17 protein-coding genes are annotated in these 16,724 nt (G+C 67.3%); 14 read left to right on the top strand and 3 right to left on the bottom strand.

Translation table 11 applies throughout. The features are described from left to right. Positions 1–24: 24 nt before the first annotated feature. On the bottom strand, positions 25–2,409 hold the full coding sequence (locus tag ACP7A5_RS13435; RefSeq protein WP_426042380.1) for a pre-peptidase C-terminal domain-containing protein: 2,385 nt from the start codon (positions 2,407–2,409) through the stop codon (positions 25–27). A 233-nt stretch (positions 2,410–2,642) separates the two neighbouring features. Between ACP7A5_RS13435 and ACP7A5_RS13430 the strand changes: the two genes are divergently transcribed. Together ACP7A5_RS13430 and ACP7A5_RS13425 are read left to right on the top strand one after the other, a co-directional pair. Then, on the top strand, positions 2,643–4,787 hold the full coding sequence (locus ACP7A5_RS13430; protein ID WP_426042379.1) for a DEAD/DEAH box helicase: 2,145 nt from the start codon (positions 2,643–2,645) through the stop codon (positions 4,785–4,787). 246 nt (positions 4,788–5,033) lie between these two features. Then, positions 5,034–6,122: an ABC transporter ATP-binding protein gene (locus ACP7A5_RS13425; protein WP_426042378.1), complete on the top strand. Its 1,089-nt coding sequence runs from the start codon at positions 5,034–5,036 to the stop codon at positions 6,120–6,122. 168 nt (positions 6,123–6,290) lie between these two features. Here ACP7A5_RS13425 and cysS read toward each other — a convergent pair whose 3' ends face one another. Beyond that, positions 6,291–7,700 carry a cysteine--tRNA ligase gene (gene cysS / locus ACP7A5_RS13420; protein ID WP_426042377.1) on the bottom strand — a complete coding sequence of 470 codons (1,410 nt, stop codon included), beginning with the start codon at positions 7,698–7,700 and terminating at the stop codon, positions 6,291–6,293. A 156-nt stretch (positions 7,701–7,856) separates the two neighbouring features. On the opposite strand from cysS, the gene folE reads away from it, so the two are divergent. From folE to ACP7A5_RS13375, 9 genes are all read left to right on the top strand, one after another. Further along, positions 7,857–8,471 carry a GTP cyclohydrolase I FolE gene (gene folE / locus ACP7A5_RS13415; protein WP_303694410.1) on the top strand — a complete coding sequence of 205 codons (615 nt, stop codon included), beginning with the start codon at positions 7,857–7,859 and terminating at the stop codon, positions 8,469–8,471. Positions 8,472–8,746: 275 nt separating this feature from the next. Further along, positions 8,747–9,187 carry a biopolymer transporter ExbD gene (locus tag ACP7A5_RS13410; RefSeq protein WP_426042401.1) on the top strand — a complete coding sequence of 147 codons (441 nt, stop codon included), beginning with the start codon at positions 8,747–8,749 and terminating at the stop codon, positions 9,185–9,187. Positions 9,188–9,388: 201 nt separating this feature from the next. Next, on the top strand, positions 9,389–10,222 hold the full coding sequence (locus ACP7A5_RS13405; protein WP_426042376.1) for an aldo/keto reductase: 834 nt from the start codon (positions 9,389–9,391) through the stop codon (positions 10,220–10,222). A gap of 39 nt (positions 10,223–10,261) precedes the next feature. Further along, the gene (locus ACP7A5_RS13400) at positions 10,262–10,510 is read left to right on the top strand and encodes an XRE family transcriptional regulator (protein ID WP_426042375.1); all 249 of its coding nucleotides are present in this window, start codon (positions 10,262–10,264) and stop codon (positions 10,508–10,510) included. Then, positions 10,510–11,175 (top strand): Pr6Pr family membrane protein, encoded by a 666-nt coding sequence (locus ACP7A5_RS13395; RefSeq protein ID WP_426042374.1) that lies wholly within the window; start codon positions 10,510–10,512, stop codon positions 11,173–11,175. The genes ACP7A5_RS13400 and ACP7A5_RS13395 overlap by 1 nt, the downstream gene beginning before the upstream one ends. 34 nt (positions 11,176–11,209) lie before the next feature. After that, the gene (locus ACP7A5_RS13390; RefSeq protein ID WP_426042373.1) at positions 11,210–12,739 is read left to right on the top strand and encodes a UbiD family decarboxylase; all 1,530 of its coding nucleotides are present in this window, start codon (positions 11,210–11,212) and stop codon (positions 12,737–12,739) included. Between the two features lie 34 nt (positions 12,740–12,773). After that, the gene (locus ACP7A5_RS13385; protein ID WP_426042372.1) at positions 12,774–13,049 is read left to right on the top strand and encodes a hypothetical protein; all 276 of its coding nucleotides are present in this window, start codon (positions 12,774–12,776) and stop codon (positions 13,047–13,049) included. 78 nt (positions 13,050–13,127) lie between these two features. After that, the gene (locus tag ACP7A5_RS13380) at positions 13,128–13,385 is read left to right on the top strand and encodes a hypothetical protein (protein WP_426042371.1); all 258 of its coding nucleotides are present in this window, start codon (positions 13,128–13,130) and stop codon (positions 13,383–13,385) included. A gap of 1 nt (position 13,386) precedes the next feature. Next, positions 13,387–13,938, top strand: a complete 552-nt coding sequence (locus ACP7A5_RS13375) for a hypothetical protein (RefSeq protein ID WP_426042370.1) — start codon at positions 13,387–13,389, stop codon at positions 13,936–13,938. 4 nt (positions 13,939–13,942) lie between these two features. On the opposite strand, the gene ACP7A5_RS13370 is transcribed toward ACP7A5_RS13375, so the two are convergent. Then, positions 13,943–14,899, bottom strand: a complete 957-nt coding sequence (locus ACP7A5_RS13370; protein WP_426042369.1) for a helix-turn-helix transcriptional regulator — start codon at positions 14,897–14,899, stop codon at positions 13,943–13,945. A gap of 101 nt (positions 14,900–15,000) precedes the next feature. Between ACP7A5_RS13370 and ACP7A5_RS13365 the strand changes: the two genes are divergently transcribed. The 3 genes from ACP7A5_RS13365 to ACP7A5_RS13355 all read left to right on the top strand — a co-directional run bounded on the left by ACP7A5_RS13365 (position 15,001) and on the right by ACP7A5_RS13355 (position 16,715). Continuing rightward, positions 15,001–15,480 (top strand): DUF1579 domain-containing protein, encoded by a 480-nt coding sequence (locus ACP7A5_RS13365; protein ID WP_426042368.1) that lies wholly within the window; start codon positions 15,001–15,003, stop codon positions 15,478–15,480. A gap of 210 nt (positions 15,481–15,690) precedes the next feature. Next, on the top strand, positions 15,691–16,026 hold the full coding sequence (locus ACP7A5_RS13360) for a hypothetical protein (protein ID WP_426042367.1): 336 nt from the start codon (positions 15,691–15,693) through the stop codon (positions 16,024–16,026). Between the two features lie 68 nt (positions 16,027–16,094). Beyond that, the gene (locus ACP7A5_RS13355; RefSeq protein ID WP_425990051.1) at positions 16,095–16,715 is read left to right on the top strand and encodes a hypothetical protein; all 621 of its coding nucleotides are present in this window, start codon (positions 16,095–16,097) and stop codon (positions 16,713–16,715) included. Positions 16,716–16,724 lie beyond the last annotated feature (9 nt).

Below are 16,724 nucleotides of genomic sequence, written 5' to 3'. Positions count from 1 at the left end.
ACTCCTACTGGACTCGGGACAGGCTCAGTGCGAACCAGAGTTATAGCCGCTGGAGGCCAGGCGCAGGACGACGTCGTCCACCTGCACCCCGCCCCGGTCGATGACCAGATTCTGGTAGTTGCGCTGACCTTCCATGGTCTCGGCCTCGACGTTATCGACCTCGGCGACGAACTGGCGGCGCAGATAGGTGGCCAGTTCGCCCGCCGTCACGGCGCCGTCGCCGTCTCCGTCGCCCGCCCCGGCCAGACCGGCGCGCAGGAAGTGGGACAGATAGCCGCCGGCCTCGAACTTGTCGGCCACCGCGCTGGTCAGGTCCTCCTCGGACGAGAACAGGCCCATGACGCCGGGGCGGTCGACCACGTTGCGGGCGAAGCCGCCGGAGAAGCAGCTGTCGAGCACCAGCAGCGACAGGCGGGTGTTCAGCCCGCCGAACAGCTGGGCCATCTCCTGGTCGGTGATCTCGCCGTCGCGCAGGACGATGGACTCGGTGCGGCCGTCCGGCTCCACCGCGCTGGCCTGGGTGTCTTCCTGGCTGCCGTGGCCGGAGAAGAAGAACAGGAACATGTCGTCCGGTCCGGCCTGACGCGAGACTTCCTGGAAGGCGCGACGCACGCCGCCGACGGTGGCCTCGGCATTGGTCAGCACGACGCTGGAGGGGTTCAACACCCCGCCCCGCTGCAGCGTCTCGGCCAGCTTCTCGGCGTCTTCATCCGTGTACGGAAGATCGTTGGCGACATCACCGTAGTCGGAAACACCGACCATGATGGCGAAGACGCGCGGACCGCCCTGGACCGACGCCTGGCGCGGCGATCCCTGGCTCGGGACGACCGAGAACCGGTAAGAGCCGGTCTCGCCGGCGGCGTAGGAGGTGACCATCACCTGATACTCGCCGTCTTCCTGGATAACCGTGTCCAGACGGCTGTTGGTGCCGTCCTCGCCGTCATCGTTGTCCAGCTGTTCGCCCGAGGGGGTGGTCAGGATGATGTAGGCGTCAAACGCCGAGGAGGTCAGCTCGGCCGCCACCCGCTGGCCGCGTCGGCCGGTGAAGGTGAAGGTGTCGACGTATTCGCCGCTGTCCAGCTGCTCGTCGCCCGATTGCAGCGCACCCCCGACAGTGTCGCCGATCGAGATCGAACCGCCCTCGACGTCCTGACGCTGGCCGCGATCCTCGACATAGGAGTCCTGGCGCGGACGCCCCTGCGACGCACGGCCGTCGGCCGGAAGGGCCGCCAGACGATACGAGCCCTGTTCGCCGGCTTCGTAGCTGGTCGCCGTGATCTGGTAGTCACCGTCCTGCGGCAGGGTCACGAACAGGCGGCTGTCGCGGCTGCCGTCGGCGTCCGGATCATCGTCGTTGAACTCCGACAGGCCCGGTCCCTCGATGGCGATGTACGGGTCGAAGGCCGGGGACGACAGGCGCAGGTCCAGCTGCTGACCACGACGGCCGCGCAGGGTGTAGGTGTTGATGTATTCGCCGCTGTTCAGCTGGCGATCGCCCTGCCCGAGGGTCCCGTTGATCGTCTGGCCCAGCTGGATCACGCCGTCAGCCTGACGCGACGGCGGTTGATAGGTCGGCTGAGGCTGACGGCCGCCCCCGGCATAGGGCGCGCGTCCGCCCTGTTCGGCCAGGATCTGGTAGCGACCCGTCTCGTTGGCGCCGAAGCTGGTCGCCGAAATCTCCACCGTGCCATCGGCGACGGCGGTAAAGGTCAGGCGGCTGTTGCGGCCGCCGCGCTGGCCCGGATCGTCGTCATTGTCCTCGCTGAGGCCGCCCGGTCCGCGCACCATCAGATAGGCGTCGAAATCGCCGGCATCGAGACTGACGGTGTAGGTCTCGCCGCGCCGGACCTGCAGTTCCCAGTCGTCTGCGAACTCCCCGTCTTCCAGCCTGCGGTCACCCTGGGCCAGGGCGCCCGATGCGCCACGGCCGGGCTGAAGCATGCCGCCGCCCGCGTTCTGGGGGCCTCGACCGCCGCCGGTCGCCTGGGCGCGCGCACCCGCGCCAGCCCCGCTCATCGACAGGGTGTAGCGGCCGCTTTCGCCCGGCTCATAGCTCGTGGCCGTGATGCGATAGGTCCCGTCGGCGGGCAGGCGCACGTCGAGGCCCGCATTGGTGCCGTCGTCGCCCGAGTCGTCGTTGTCTTCCTCGAAGTCGCCCGGGCCGCGGACCATCAGATAGGCGTCGAAATCGTCGGAGCGCATGACCACCGACAGCGGCTGACCCGCCCGGCCCTGAACCTCGTAGACATCGACGAACTCGCCGGAATCGAGCTGGTCGTCGCCGCGCGACAGGTCGCCCTGGACCGATCCGCCCGGCTGTAGTCGCTGCTGGGCGATCGCCGGCCCCGTCAGCAGCGGCGCGGCCGCCAGCGACAGCGAAAGAGCCGTGGAAAACAGGACGTTGCGCATGACGATTCTAACCCCCGAAAGACCGGCGGACATTGCCCCCTGTCGGCCCCGGTGTCACTGGCTCGCGGAACGAGGGTCAGATTCCGACACGATCTCGCCGCATCACCCTCATTCGGCCTTGATCGGGGACCAAAGGCGCTGCCCCGCGAAATCTCGACCCTGCTTGATTTCTCGCTGCCTATGAACGCCCCGCGCCGCTCGCCAATTCGGGCCCGGCGCCCTACGGAACCGCCATGCCCTTCCCCGCCAGTCATCCTGCGCTCGACCGCGCCCTGTCCGAACGCGGCTATGCCGAGCCGACTCCTGTTCAGGCGGCAGTGCTGGAGGCGTCCCAGGCCGAAGACGGGACCGGCCGCGACCTGCTGGTCTCGGCCCAGACCGGATCGGGCAAGACCGTGGCCTTCGGCCTGGCCCTGGCCCCGACCCTGCTCGGCGACGCCGAGAAGTTCACCGACTTCGGCAATCCGCTAGCCCTCGTCATCGCCCCGACCCGCGAACTGGCCCAGCAGGTCTCCAACGAGCTGCAGTGGCTATATGCCCAGACCGGGGCGCGCATCGTCTCCTGCGTCGGCGGCATGGACCCCAAGGTCGAGCGTCGGGCGCTGGAGCGCGGCGCTCACATCGTCGTCGGCACGCCCGGTCGTTTGCGCGACCACCTGGAACGCGGCGCCCTCGACCTGTCGGAAGCCCGCGCCGTGGTGCTGGATGAGGCCGACGAGATGCTGGACATGGGCTTCCAGGAAGACCTGACCTTCATTCTCGACGCGGCGCCGCCCGAGCGCCGGACCCTGCTGTTCTCGGCCACCCTGGCCCGCGACATCGTCCAGCTGGCCAAGACCTATCAGCGCGACGCCGTGCGCATCGACACGGTCGCCGGCAACAAGTCGCACGCCGACATCGAGTACAAGGCCATCCGCGTCGCCCCCAACGAGATCGAACTCGGCGTCGTCAATGTGCTGCGCTATTTCGAGGCCCCCGGCGCCCTGGTGTTCGCCAACACCCGCGAGCGGGTGAAGCATTTGACCTCGTCGCTGCGCGAACGCGGCTTCTCCGTCGTCGGCCTGTCGGGCGAACTGACCCAGAGCCAGCGCTCCGAAGCCCTGCAGGCCCTGCGTGACGGCCACGCCCGCGTCTGCGTCGCCACCGACGTCGCCGCGCGCGGTCTCGACCTGCCTGACCTGGGCCTGGTCATCCACGCCGAGATCCCGGTCAACAAGGCCGGCCTGCTGCACCGTTCGGGCCGAACAGGCCGCGCCGGCAAGAAGGGCGTTTCCGTCCTGCTGGTCTCCTATACGCGCCGTCGCAAGGTCGAGCTGATGCTGCAGTCGGCCTCGATCGTCGCCGAGTGGTCGGGTCCTCCGAGCGCCGAGATGATCATGGAGAAGGATCGCGAGCGCCTGCTGGCCGATCCCGCCCTGACCGCCCCGGTCGAGGACGAGGAGGCCCTGGAGCTGGGTCGTCTGCTGCTGGAGCGCACCACGCCCGAACAGGTCGCCGCCTCCCTGATCCGCCTCTATCGCCAGAAGCTGCCGGCCCCGGAAGAGGTCTATGACGACGAGCGTATGAAGCGCGCCCAGGTCAGCGGCGTGAACGATCGGGGTCAGGCCGACGGCCCGCTGCGCGACTTCGCGCGCGGCGGCGACATGGTCTGGTTCCGCATCAACATCGGTCGCGACAAGAACGCCGACCCGAAATGGCTGTTGCCGACCCTGTGCCGCCTCGGCCACGTGACCAAGGGCGACATCGGCTCGATCAAGATCTTCGACCGCGAGACCAAGTTCGAGATCACCACGGCCGCCGAAGCCAAGTTCCGCGCCGCCATCGCGGCCGGGACCGAGGACGGCGTGACCGTCAACGACGCCGTGGCCCCGGGTCCGAAGGAACGTCCCGCCAGCCGCTGGGACAAGAAGCCAGCCGGCGATGATGGTGATCGTCCGGAGCGGAAGCCCTGGGCCAACAAGAGCGAGGGCGGTGATCGCGCGCCGCGTGCGGACAAGCCGGCCTGGAAGCCCCGCGAGGATGGCGACAAGCCTGCCTGGAAGCCGCGCGAGGACAAGCCGGCCGGCGAGAAGAAGCCCTGGGTCAAGCGCGAGACGGCTCCGGCCGCCGCCGCCGAGGGTGAACGGCCCAAATGGGTCAAGCGCACGTCCGATGCGCCGACGCCCGAGGGCAAGAAGCCGTGGGTGAAGAAGCCCCAAGCCGACCGTCCGAAGACCGCCTGGGCGCCCGCTTCCGACGCCGCTCCGGCCGCGCCCGGGGACAAGCCCTGGAAGGGCAAGCCCAAGGGCGGCGACCGTCCCTGGGCCGCCAGGGACGCCCACGGCAAGCCGGCCGGCGAGAAGAAGCCCTTCAAGGGCAAGAAGAAGCCAAACGGCTGACCTGTTTCCTGATCCCCTTGCGGGAAAAGGTGGCCGAGCGAAGCGAGGTCGGATGAGGGGTTACACTGACCTCCACCGATCTGCCCTCGGCCCGCCACTTCAAACGCCCGCGTGACCCCTCATCCGTCAGCCTGCGGCTGCCACCTTCTCCCGCGAGGGGAGAAGGATCGTGACCGAAACTCCTTCTCCGCCTCCGCGTAACCGCTTACAGTCCCGGCAAGAGACGACCCCGGGACAGGAGACACGATGGCCGACGTCGCACTCAGCGGCATTCGCAAGAGCTTCGGCGCGACGGAGGTTCTGAAGGGTGTCGACCTGACCATCGCCGACGGCGAGTTCGTGGTCTTCGTGGGTCCGTCCGGCTGTGGCAAGTCGACCCTGCTGCGCGTCATCGCCGGTCTGGAAGAGGCCGACGCGGGCGAGGTCTCGATCGGCGGGCGGGGGGTCAACGCCCTGTCGCCGTCCGACCGGGGCATCGCCATGGTGTTCCAGTCCTACGCCCTCTATCCGCACATGAGCGTGCGCCAGAACATGGCCTTCGGCCTCAGCCTGGCGAAGACGGACAAGGCCGAAATCGAGCGCCGGGTCATGGCCGCGGCCGAAACCCTGAACATCGTCGACTTGCTGGACCGCAAGCCCAGGGCCCTGTCCGGCGGCCAGCGCCAGCGCGTCGCCATCGGTCGCGCCATCGTGCGCGAGCCCCAGGTCTTCCTGTTCGACGAGCCGCTGTCGAACCTCGACGCCGCCTTGCGCGTGCGCATGCGCTACGAGTTCGCCTCGCTGCACGAGCGGCTGAAGACGACCATGATCTATGTCACCCACGACCAGGTCGAGGCCATGACCCTGGCCGACCGGATCGTGGTCCTGAACGGCGGGGTGATCGAACAGGTCGGGGCGCCGATGGCACTCTACGAACACCCCCGCACCCGCTTCGTCGCCGAGTTCATCGGCAGCCCGAAGATGAACCTGATCCCGGCCGAGGTTGTCGACGCGTCGGCGGCAGGCGCGACCGTGCGGACGGCGGCGGGCGAGACGGTGCACGTCACCGTTGACGCGGCCCCGGCCAGGACCGGTCAGTCGGTCATGCTGGGCGTGCGACCGGAGCATCTGACGCTGTCAGGCCCCGGCGACGCGATCCGGGGGAAGGCCGCCTTCGTCGAGACCCTGGGCAATGCGACCTATGCCTATGTCTCTCAGGCCGGTGCGCCCGAGACCCTGACGGTGCAACTGTCCGGCGACATCCGTCCTGTGGTCGGCGAGGCATTGACGCTGCACATCGACCCGGCGCGCGCGCACCTGTTCGACGCGAACGGAGCGGCGTTCAGGCGGCTGTGATTGCCTTCTCCCCTTGCGGGAGAAGCTGGCGAGCGGAGCGAGGTCGGATGAGGGGTCAGGCTCACGTCGAAGGTCAGCGCGGGATCAGCCTGTTCCGGCCGCCGGTGTGACCCCTTATCCGTCAGCCTTCGGCGGCCACCTTCTCCCGCAAGGGGAGAAGGAAACCCGCTACTCCTTCAGCCGCCAGGTCGCACCGGTCGGACCGTCCATCACCACGACGTTCAGCGCCGTCAGCCGGTCGCGGATGCGGTCCGCCTCGGGCCAGTTCTTTTCGGCGCGCGCGGTGACCCGTTCGGCCAGAAGCCCCTCTACCTCGGCCTTCAGCGACTCGTCGGCGCCGCCTTCGAACCACTGGTCCGGGCTGGACAGGAGCACGCCCATGATCCGGCCGCAGGCGGCCAGTTCGGCCTTGGCGATTCCCACCCCATGGTGATCTCCGGCCGTCATCGCCCGCTCGATCTCGCTGGACAGGGCGAACATCGTCGCCATGGCCCCCGGCGTGTTGAGGTCGTCGGAGATGGCCTCAAGGAACTCGGGCGACGGCATGTCGCCCAGCGGCGCGATCGCCTCGGCGCGACGCAGGGCCCCGTACAGCCGGTCCAGGTTCTTGCGCGACTGATCCAGCAGCGACTGGTTCCAGTCCAGCGGCTGACGATAGTGGGCCGACAGAAGCGCCCAGCGCACCACCTCGCCCGGGATCGCCTGCACCAGGTCGTGCAGCAACAGGACGTTGCCGACCGATTTGGACATCTTCTCCGCATCGACGGTCAGGAAGCCGTTGTGCATCCAGTAACGGCTGTACTCCTCGTGCGAGGCTTCGCGATGCGCGTGACCATGGGCGCAGACGCCCTGGGCGATCTCGTTCTCATGGTGGGGGAAGACCAGGTCGATTCCACCGCCGTGGATGTCGATCGGCAGGCCCAGGGTCTTCTCGATCATGGCCGAGCATTCGATGTGCCAGCCTGGACGGCCCTCGCTCCACGGGCTCGGCCACGAGGGCCCGTCGGCCTTGGCCGGCTTCCACAGCACAAAGTCGTGCGGGTTCTTCTTGTAGGGCGCGACCTCGACCCGGGCGCCGGCGATCATGTCATCAAGGTTCCGCCCCGAGAGCGCGCCGTAGGCCGGATAGGAGGACACGTCGAACAGCACATGGCCCTCGGCGACATAGCCGCAGCCTGCGTCCACGATCTCGCCGATCTGTTTGATGATCGCGTCCATGTGGTCGGTAACGTGGGGCGCGATGTCCGGCGGCGACACGTTGAGCAGGGCCATATCGGCCAGATAGGCGGCCTCGTAGCGGGCCGTGACCTCGCCGATCGGCACGCCCTCTTTGGCGGCCTTCTGGTTGATCTTGTCGTCCACGTCGGTGACGTTGCGGGCGTAGATCACGCTCTCGCCCCCGTATTCTCGCCGCAGCAGCCGGACGAGGACGTCGAACACCACGGGCGGGCGAGCGTTGCCGATGTGGGCGTAGTCGTAAACCGTCGGGCCGCAGACGTAGAGCGTCACCCGTTCCGGGTCCCGGGGGGCGAAGGCGCGCTTCTCGCGGCGCAGGGTGTCGTGCAGGTACAGTGTCATTTGATCGCGGTGCAGTCGGTTTTCTTGCGGGACGGGCCCTGCGTCCCATATAGCCGTGTCGACGCGGCGAATAGCCGACGTCATCGAAAAGGGAGAGCGACGCGCGTCAAACCGGAACCTTCGTTCCGGCGCTACTGGTCGCTTAGAAAACACTTCATGGACGCCAACGCCTCCAGACCGACCCTCGTCGGCAACGATCATCTGTCCCGCCCGACCCGCGAGGAGGCCCTGGCCGCCGTGCGCACCCTGATCGCATGGTCGGGTGACAATCCGGATCGGGAAGGCCTGCTGGACACGCCCAAACGGGTGGTCGACGCCTATGGCGAATGGTTCGAGGGCTATGCGGCCGACCCGGCCAAGGAGCTGAGCCGCACGTTCGAGGACGTGCAGGGCTATGACGACATGGTGCTGCTTCGCGAGATCGAGGTCGAGAGCCACTGCGAGCACCACATGGCCCCGTTCCTGGGCAAGGCCTATGTCGCCTATCTGCCGACCGAAAAGGTCGTGGGCATCTCAAAGATCGCCCGCGTGGTCGAGATCTTCTCCAAGCGTCTGCAGACGCAGGAGACCCTGACCCAGGAGATCGCCAAGGCGCTGGAGGACAACCTCAACCCGGCCGGCGTCGCCGTCCTGATCGACGCCGAGCACCAGTGCATGACGACCCGCGGCGTGCATCACCGCCATGTCTCGACCATCACCACCCGCTTCACGGGCGCCTTCAAGTCGGACCCGGCCTTGATCGAACGCTTCCTGAAGCTGGCCAAGGGCTAGAACGCCTTCCCCGTCGGGGAGGAGGACTGCGAAGCGGTGGAGGAGGCCGGCCGCAAACACCGAATTCGCGGTGAGCCCCCCGTCTCTTCGCTGCCCTTCGAGCCAGCTCCCCCAATAGGGGAGGATTATTGCGCGCGGCACGCGAAAACCGCCTCCAGGGAACCGACTTCCTTCCGAGACCGCTTTACAAGCCTCGCGGCAGACGCCAAGAAACCGTCCGAACCGTAACGCGTCGCTCGCGCCCCGCTGGCCGAGCCTCCATGGAGAAACAACGCATGGGCTCCAAGCTCGCAGGTCCCGCCGGACAAGGTGGCAAGACCATCTCCCAGAACGCGGACATCAACGTCACGCCGTTCGTCGACATCATGCTGGTGCTGCTGATCATCTTCATGGTCGCCGCACCTCTCGCCACCGTCTCCATCCGCCTCGACCTGCCGCCGGCGACGCCGCCGACCGGCGAAGAGCCCAAGGAACCGGTCTACATCACGATCCAGGACACGGGCTCGATCTTCATCGCCGAGCAGCAGACCACGATCGATACCCTGGCCGTGGACGTCTGCGCCGCCCTGGGCGGCGGCTCGCCTGCCTGCCAGGAGGAGCGCGTGTTCGTCCGCGCCGAGCCGGAAGTCCGCTACAACGCCTTCATGGAAGTCATGAATGACCTGCAGAAGAACGGCTTCTACAAGGTCGGCCTGCTGAACGAAGACATCGAATAGGCCTCACGCCTTTTCAAACCGATCAGGGCCGCGTCTCGCAAGGGACGCGGCCTTTTTCATCTGCGCCATCCGCGGCTGGGGTCGGAGCCATGACACCCGAAGACCGTGTCGAAGACCGACTTTTACATCGCCTGAAGGGTGGCGTCCCGATCCAGGCCCCCCATATCCGACCTCCCCGATACTTGGCCGGAGCCTTCCCCGATGTCCGAACAACTGTCCCTGACCATCGACGGACTTAGCATTCCCCAGCTCGGCTTCGGCACCTGGCAACTTGAGCCCGCCGACGCGCGCCGAATGGTGGCGGAAGCCCTGCGCATCGGCTACCGCCACATCGATACGGCCTGGATCTACGAGAACGAGGCGGCCGTCGGCGACGGCATCCGCGATTCGGGGGTCGCGCGCGAAGACATCTGGCTGACCACCAAGATCTGGGTCGCCCACTTCGAGCATGACGCCCTGTTGCGTCAGGCCGAGGAATCGGCCGCGAGCCTCGGCTTCACCCCCGACCTTCTGCTGCTGCACTGGCCCAAGACCACCCCGACCTTCACCGAGACCCTCGGCGCGCTGAACGCCGCGAAGGACGCTGGTCTGACCCGGTCGATCGGCCTCTCAAACTTCCCGTCCGGTCAATTCCAAGAGGCTCAGCGCCTGTCGCCTGCCCGGCTGATCACCAACCAGGTCGAATACCATCCCTATCTGTCGCTGAAGAGCCTGCGCGCCACGGCGGATGACCTCGGCTCCTCGATCACCGCCTGGTCACCGCTCGCCCAAGGCAAGATCGCGGACGATGCCGTGATCGGCGAGATCGCTCGCGCCCACGGCAAGTCCAACGGCCAGGTCACCTTGCGCTGGCTGGTGCAGCAGGGCGTCATCGCCATCCCGCGCACGCAGAAGCCCGAACGCGCCGCCGAGAATTTCGACATTTGGGATTTCGAGCTCGCCGACGAGGAGATGGCCCGCATCCACGCCCTCGCCCGCCCCGACGGCCGCCTCGGCGACTGGCTCGACAAGGACTTCAAATGGGACAAGGATTGAGCCCGGACGCGCCAGCATCGGCGCGCGAGGAGGCGACCCATGGGCTCTGTTCTCGGTTTCCCCGGCATCGATCCGGGTGACGCAGCAGTCGGGGCCCGCCTGAAACGCTGGCGCGAACAGCGCGGCGTAGATGTCGATGCCGTCGCCGAGGCCCTGAAGATGACCCCCCAGGAAGAGCGCCTCGCCGAGGCCGGCCGCGCCCATCTGACCTCGCTCCAGATTGCCGCCGCCACCAACCGCCTGCGCTTGCCGATGTGGGCCCTGGTCTCCGACACCCCGGCCTACTGATGCTCCACGGGATGCACGGCGCCGCGCGTGGCTGGCGTATCCTGTTCGCCATTGTCGGCTGGGTCGGGCTCCTCGCCCAGTACGCGCTGTCGCTGGACGCGGGGACGCGGTCCGTTTTCGGCTCGACCGTCGTCTTCTTCAGCTATTTCACGGTGCTGACCAATCTGCTGGTCGCCCTGGCCCTGACCGCTCCGGCCCTGTTCCCCGACAGTCGCATCGGCCGCTGGACGGCCAGCGAGGGGGTCCGCGCCGCCGTGGCCATGTATATCGCCGTCGTCGGCCTGATCTATCACACCCTTCTGGACGCGACCTGGAACCCTCAGGGGCTGCTGGTCTACGTCAATCAGGTGCTGCACACCGTCATGCCGATCGCCTTCGTGCTCGACTGGCTGCTGTTCGTGCCCAAGGGGCGGCTGCGCTGGATCGACCCGGTGAAGTGGCTCGCCTACCCCCTTCTCTACGGCCTCTGGACGGTGATCCACGGCCAGTTGGTCGGCTGGTATCCCTACTGGTTCATCGATATCGGCGCGCTCGGCTGGGCTCGGGCGGGCGTGAACTTCACCGCCTTGCTGGCCTTCTTCCTCGTTCTCGGGCTGATCGTCGCGGCGATGGACCGCGGCCTGAGCGCCCTTGGCAAGGGTGACAGTTCCGTCACGCCGTCCTAGGCAGGCGCCCTGACCGCCCAGCCGAAAGCGACCGATGGCCTACAAATCCCTGCGCGACTTCATGGCCCAGCTGGAGGCCTGCGGCGAACTGGTCCGCGTGTCCGAGCCGGTCTCGACCGTGCTGGAGATGACCGAGATCCAGACCCGGCTGCTGAGGAACGGCGGCCCGGCCGTCCTGTTCGAAAAGCCGGTCATGCCCGACGGCTCGATCAGCCCGATCCCGGCGCTGGCCAATCTGTTCGGCACGGTCAAACGCGTGGCCATGGGAGTGACGCTCGACAAGAAATCCCGGACCACCGCCGCCGAACTGCGTGAGGTCGGCGAACTGCTGGCCTTCCTCAAGAACCCGACCCCGCCGCGGGGCCTGTCCGACGCCATGGAGATGCTGCCGCTGGCCCAGTCGGTGCTCGCCATGCGGCCCAAGGTGGTCAAGTCCGCACCCGTCCAGGACATCGTCCTGAAGGGCGACCAGATCGACCTCGGCAAGCTGCCGATCCAGACCTGCTGGCCCGGCGAGCCGGCCCCCCTGATCACCTGGGGTCTGGTGGTCACCAAGGGGCCCTCGGACGATCGCGAGGACGATTTCAACCTGGGCATCTACCGCATGCAGGTGCTGGGCAAGGACCGCGCCATCATGCGCTGGCTCGCCCACCGGGGCGGAGCGCAACACTATGCCCGCCACAAGAAGGCCCGCCCGACCGAGCCCCTGCCCTGCGCCGTCGTGCTGGGAGCCGACCCCGGCACCATCCTGGCCGCCGTCACCCCCGTGCCCGACACCCTGTCGGAATACCAGTTCGCCGGTCTGATGCGCGGGGCCAAGGCCGAGCTGGTCGCCTGCAAGACCGTGCCCCTGATGGTCCCGGCCCAGGCCGAGATCGTGCTGGAGGGCCATGTGCTGCTGAACGAGCACGCCCCCGAGGGCCCCTACGGAGACCACACCGGCTACTACAACTCGGTCGAGACCTTCCCGGTGTTCCAGGTCAGCGCCATCACCATGCGCCGCGACCCGATCTATCTGACCACCTTCACCGGCCGCCCGCCGGACGAGCCCTCGGTGCTCGGCGAGGCGTTGAACGAGGTCTTCATCCCCCTGCTGCGGGCGCAGTTCCCGGAGATCACCGACTTCTGGCTGCCGCCAGAAGGATGCAGCTATCGCATTGCCGTGGTGTCGATGAAGAAGGCCTATCCGGGCCATGCCAAGCGGGTGATGCTGGGCGTCTGGAGCTATCTGCGACAGTTCATGTACACAAAATGGGTCATCGTCGTGGACGACGACATCGATGCCCGCGACTGGAAACAGGTCATGTGGGCCCTGGCCACCAAGATGGACCCGGCCCGCGACATCACCCTGATCGAGAACACCCCCATCGACTACCTCGACTTCGCCAGCCCCGAGAGCGGCCTGGGCTCCAAGATCGGCCTCGACGCCACCGACAAATGGCCGCCCGAGACCAAACGCGAATGGGGCGAGGAAATCCGCATGGACGCCGAGGTCGTGGAGCGGGTCTCGGATATGTGGGACCGGCTCGGATTGCCGGGTGACGGAACACCGATCTGGAAATAGGGTGGCCGCCTGATCGCGCCGGGGAGGGCCGGTATTGGGCGCGTTCGAGATCTTTTTCAGCTTCTACGCCCTGATTCTCGGCCTCGCCGTGGTCGAGGTGCTGTCCGGCGTCCTGAAGGTGGTGCGGGCCGAGGATCGCCCCAGGATCGGACTTCTGACGCCCTTGCTGACGATCTGGGTCCTGCTCGACCTCGCGAACTTCTGGGGCGGCGCCCAGTACAACACCCGGGACGGAATCGTCGGCTACCCCAAGATACTGTTGAGCCTGATCGTCGCCTGCATCTATTACGTCGCCGCAGGTCTGATCTAGCCGGACAAGGTCGGCGAAACCGACGATCTCGATGATCACTACGACCGCCGCAAGCCACTCATCCTTGGCGGGATCGCCATGGCCAACACCATCGGAAACCTGTTTCTTCCGCTTGTCGGACCGGATCGGGACACGTTCCTAGCGTTGGTATCCGCCAATCCCGGCATGACCCTAGTATTTTTGGTGGTTACTCTCTTCCCGCTGGTCCCTATTTTGGTCCGCAACCGCCGGATCAACGCCATCCTGCTGCTGGTGATGATCGCCTGGTATCTCGCAGGCGGTCTGGACCTGTTCATCCTGCTCGGTCTGGCGCCGGGTACGCCCGAGACGGTTTGAGATGAACGCGTTCGAATTTTTCTTCAACTTCTACGGCCTGATCATGGGCCTAGCCGTGGCCAACGCCGCCGGCGGGTTCGGGGCCATGTGGCGAGACCGGCACGATCTGCAGATCGGATGGTGCGTGCCCCTGCTCAGCGCGCTGATCCTGTTCAGCGCCGTCGGAGTGTGGCTGGCGGCCTGGAGCGGCGCCGAAACGCAAATCATCAATCAGATTCAGCTGTTCGCCGCCCTGGGCGTCGCCGTGCCCTACGTCTTCATCAGCGTCGGCATGTTCCCGCGGGATGCGAGCGGGGGTCGGCTTGATGCGCACTACATATCCCATTCCCGCTCGCTTATCGGAGCGGTGATGGTCAGTCGCCTGACGGCGTTGCTGATGAACCTCTCCGAGGGCGACCAGCCCGGCCTGTTCGACCTCGCGACGAGCCTCGTTCCCCAGTGGACGGTGCTCATCGTGCTGTTCTTCTGGCGGAACCTGCGTGCGCACCAGATCGGCCTGGCCCTGCTGGCGGCTCACAGCCTGTGGCGCGTCTCTCTCTGGAGTCCCTCGTAAGCCGTCAGTCCGAATAGAGCGCCGCCAACTGTTCAGCCATTCGGCGCATCGCCGACCTCAGGTCAGGCGGGGCCAATACCTCGGCCTCGGCTCCCAGCCGCAAGAAGTCGCTCGTGGCGTGGGCGACCGACTCAATCGGAGCGGTCACCTCGACCCAAGCGTCGGCGGCGGGCATCTCCGTCGCCGCCACGATCGCCGCATAGGCCGAGCCCAGCCGCCTCAGCCGCCGCAAGCCATCGGCCGTCAGTCGCAATCGCGCCTCGCCGGTGAACACTTCCGCCTCGAATCGCGCCGAGGCCGCCGCCCACCAGGCCGCGAGGTCGAAGCCCTCCGGCCGCTCGAACCCGTCCTCGGCGACCTCCAGCGTCAGGATGTTCGACACGCGATAGGTCCGGGGCCACGCCTTCGCCTCGCCCGCCGGCCGCGCCCCCAGATACCAGACGCCGCCCTTCAGGATCAGGCCCAGAGGCTCCAGCGTCCGGTCCACCGGCCCGCTCCAGCGCTCGTAACGCACGGAGATCCGCCGCTGACTCCAGACGGCCTGGGCCAATTCGGGCAGGCGTTCCCCGCCCGTCTCGCCTTGGTACCAGCCCGAGGGATCGAGGTGGAACCGCCCGGCCATCCGCTCGGCCGCCGCCTGACGCTCTGGCGGCAGGGCGGCCAGTAGTTTCAACTGCATCGTCATCAGGGCCTCGGAGAAGCCCATCGCCGCCGCCGGTCCGGCCAGCCCGCCGAGGAAGAGGGTCTCGGCCTCGGCGTCGGTCAGCCCTGTCAGCCGGGTGCGGTAGCCGTCCAGCAACTGGAACCCGCCCTCGCGGCCCCGGTCGGCATAGACGGGCGCCCCGGCCGCGCTCAGCTGGTCGATGTCGCGATAGATGGTCCGCACCGAGACCTCGAACTCGGCCGCCAGGGCGCTCGCCGTCGTCCGTCCCCGGGTCTGGAGGATCAGCAGGATCGACAACAACCGGCTCTGGCGCATCTCGTGACACTAGCGAATTAATCCTGACATCCAATGACAGGTTATCCGGCCTATCCCTGCGTCATCGCCGCAGGAGTTCCAAAATGACCGTCGCCTACCCGCCCGCCGTCCACGACTTCGATTTCATCCACGGTCACTGGACCATCGCCAACCGGCGGCTGAAGACGCGCGGCGTCGGCGCGGACGACTGGGATGCCTTCGCCTCCACCGCCTTCTGCGAGCCGCGCCTCGACGGCCTGGTCAACGTTGAACAGATTGCCTGCCCGGATCGAGGCTGGATCGGCATGTCCCTGCGCAGCTTCGATCTGGAGCGGGGCGTCTGGTCCATCTGGTGGATCAGCAGCCTCAACGGCCAGCTCCAGCCGCCGGTCAGCGGGCGGTTTGAGGATGGCGGCTGCGTGCTGGAGGGGCCTGACAGCGACGGCGATCGCCCTATCCTCGCCCGCTATATCTGGTCCGACATCACGGCCGAGACCGCGCGCTGGACCCAGATCTTCTCCTATGACGAGGGCGCGACCTGGGAAGCCAACTGGATCATGGACTTCACGAGGGCGGTTCAATGACTCCGCGGTCATTGAACAGCGCCAGTACACGCTCCACGCCGGCCGCCGGGACGACCTGATCATCCTGTTCGAGCGCGAGTTCGCGGAGTCCCGGAGGGCCGATCTCCGACATGCTGCACCGCAACACAAAATGTGTCCGGATTGCGCTTTTCGCATGACAGTGGCGTAACCTTGCGCATAGCATCACGGCTTCACTGTCGGAGCTGCTTCATGAAGTTCGCCGCGTTCGCCCTCGCCATCGCCTTCGCCGCCCCGATAGCCGCCGCCATTCCCGCTCCGGCGGACGCCCAGGTTCTGGCCGGCCGCAACGGCGATACCCGCCGTCTGCGCGAGGCCACCCGCCCCGCCCTGACCGCGCGGGAGGAAGACCGGCTTTTCGCCGCCGAAGAAGCCACCTTCGAGTTGCAGCAACAGATCGAGACCATCGAGGCCAACGCCGCCGCCACTCCGGAAGAGACGGCCAGCCTCGCGGGCCTGCGCCGCCGACTGGCCGATGAGCAGGGCACTGTCGACCGCCTCACGCGCAAGCGCGACCGTCGCGGCTGATCGTCGGGCGGGGGTGACCGCCCCCGTCGCCTTCGCTAGCGTCCCTCCCGCAAAGGTCGGGGGACTCGGTGAGCGCGTTTGAATTCTTCTTCAGCTTCTATGGCCTTCTGCTAGGCCTGTCGGTGGCCGAGCTGGTCGGAGGATTCTCGCGCGTGCTGCACGAGCGTCAGCGCGTACGCTTCGGCTGGCTGACGCCGCTGCTGGCCCTGTTCGTGGCCATGGACGTGGCGACCTTCTGGAGCCAGGCCTGGACCATCTTTCGGGGCGCGCCGTTCAACCTGGCCCTGCTGTTCGTCGGCCTCGTCGTGGCCGCCACCTTCTACGTCGCCGCCAGCGTGACCTTCCCGCGCGTGACGGCCGAAGGGGTCGAGGAGCGGATCGATCTGGACACCCATTTCTGGGCGCATCGGCGCCTGATCTTTACCTGCATCCTCGCGGCCAATCTGATCGTCGTGACCATCTTCATCTGCCTCATGCTGGCGGATGCGGGCTTCGCCTCCCTGTCCTCGCCGCGGTTATGGATCGGCTTCGCTGTCTTCAGCCTGGGGACAGCGACGGCGGCCTTCGCACCCTGGCGTCGCGTCGCCGTCGGCGCCCTGATCGTCCTGGTCGCCTACAGCATGTTCAATGTGGCGCGGTCAGGCGTGGCCCTGATCGCGGCCGGCGGATGGTCGCTGCCGACCGGATGACAGCTTGCC

Origin of the sequence: Brevundimonas sp. TWP2-3-4b1, from assembly GCF_049897665.1 — a bacterium.
Lineage (GTDB): Bacteria > Pseudomonadota > Alphaproteobacteria > Caulobacterales > Caulobacteraceae > Brevundimonas > Brevundimonas subvibrioides_B.
The sequence above is the reverse complement of the archived record's forward strand: the minus strand, read 5'-3'. Positions and strand labels throughout refer to the sequence as shown.

Bases quoted from the DNA above. Each gene is read 5' to 3' on its own strand.
- ACP7A5_RS13395 (WP_426042374.1), top strand. From the start codon at position 10,510: ATGCTCCACGGGATGCACGGCGCCGCGCGTGGCTGGCGTATCCTGTTC.
- ACP7A5_RS13410 (WP_426042401.1), top strand. From the start codon at position 8,747: ATGGGCTCCAAGCTCGCAGGTCCCGCCGGACAAGGTGGCAAGACCATC.
- ACP7A5_RS13390 (WP_426042373.1), top strand. From the start codon at position 11,210: ATGGCCTACAAATCCCTGCGCGACTTCATGGCCCAGCTGGAGGCCTGC.
- ACP7A5_RS13405 (WP_426042376.1), top strand. From the start codon at position 9,389: ATGTCCGAACAACTGTCCCTGACCATCGACGGACTTAGCATTCCCCAG.
- cysS (WP_426042377.1), bottom strand. From the start codon at position 7,700: ATGACACTGTACCTGCACGACACCCTGCGCCGCGAGAAGCGCGCCTTC.
- ACP7A5_RS13425 (WP_426042378.1), top strand. From the start codon at position 5,034: ATGGCCGACGTCGCACTCAGCGGCATTCGCAAGAGCTTCGGCGCGACG.
- ACP7A5_RS13380 (WP_426042371.1), top strand. From the start codon at position 13,128: ATGGCCAACACCATCGGAAACCTGTTTCTTCCGCTTGTCGGACCGGAT.
- ACP7A5_RS13365 (WP_426042368.1), top strand. From the start codon at position 15,001: ATGACCGTCGCCTACCCGCCCGCCGTCCACGACTTCGATTTCATCCAC.
- ACP7A5_RS13430 (WP_426042379.1), top strand. From the start codon at position 2,643: ATGCCCTTCCCCGCCAGTCATCCTGCGCTCGACCGCGCCCTGTCCGAA.
- ACP7A5_RS13400 (WP_426042375.1), top strand. From the start codon at position 10,262: ATGGGCTCTGTTCTCGGTTTCCCCGGCATCGATCCGGGTGACGCAGCA.
- folE (WP_303694410.1), top strand. From the start codon at position 7,857: ATGGACGCCAACGCCTCCAGACCGACCCTCGTCGGCAACGATCATCTG.
- ACP7A5_RS13360 (WP_426042367.1), top strand. From the start codon at position 15,691: ATGAAGTTCGCCGCGTTCGCCCTCGCCATCGCCTTCGCCGCCCCGATA.
- ACP7A5_RS13375 (WP_426042370.1), top strand. From the start codon at position 13,387: ATGAACGCGTTCGAATTTTTCTTCAACTTCTACGGCCTGATCATGGGC.
- ACP7A5_RS13435 (WP_426042380.1), bottom strand. From the start codon at position 2,409: ATGCGCAACGTCCTGTTTTCCACGGCTCTTTCGCTGTCGCTGGCGGCC.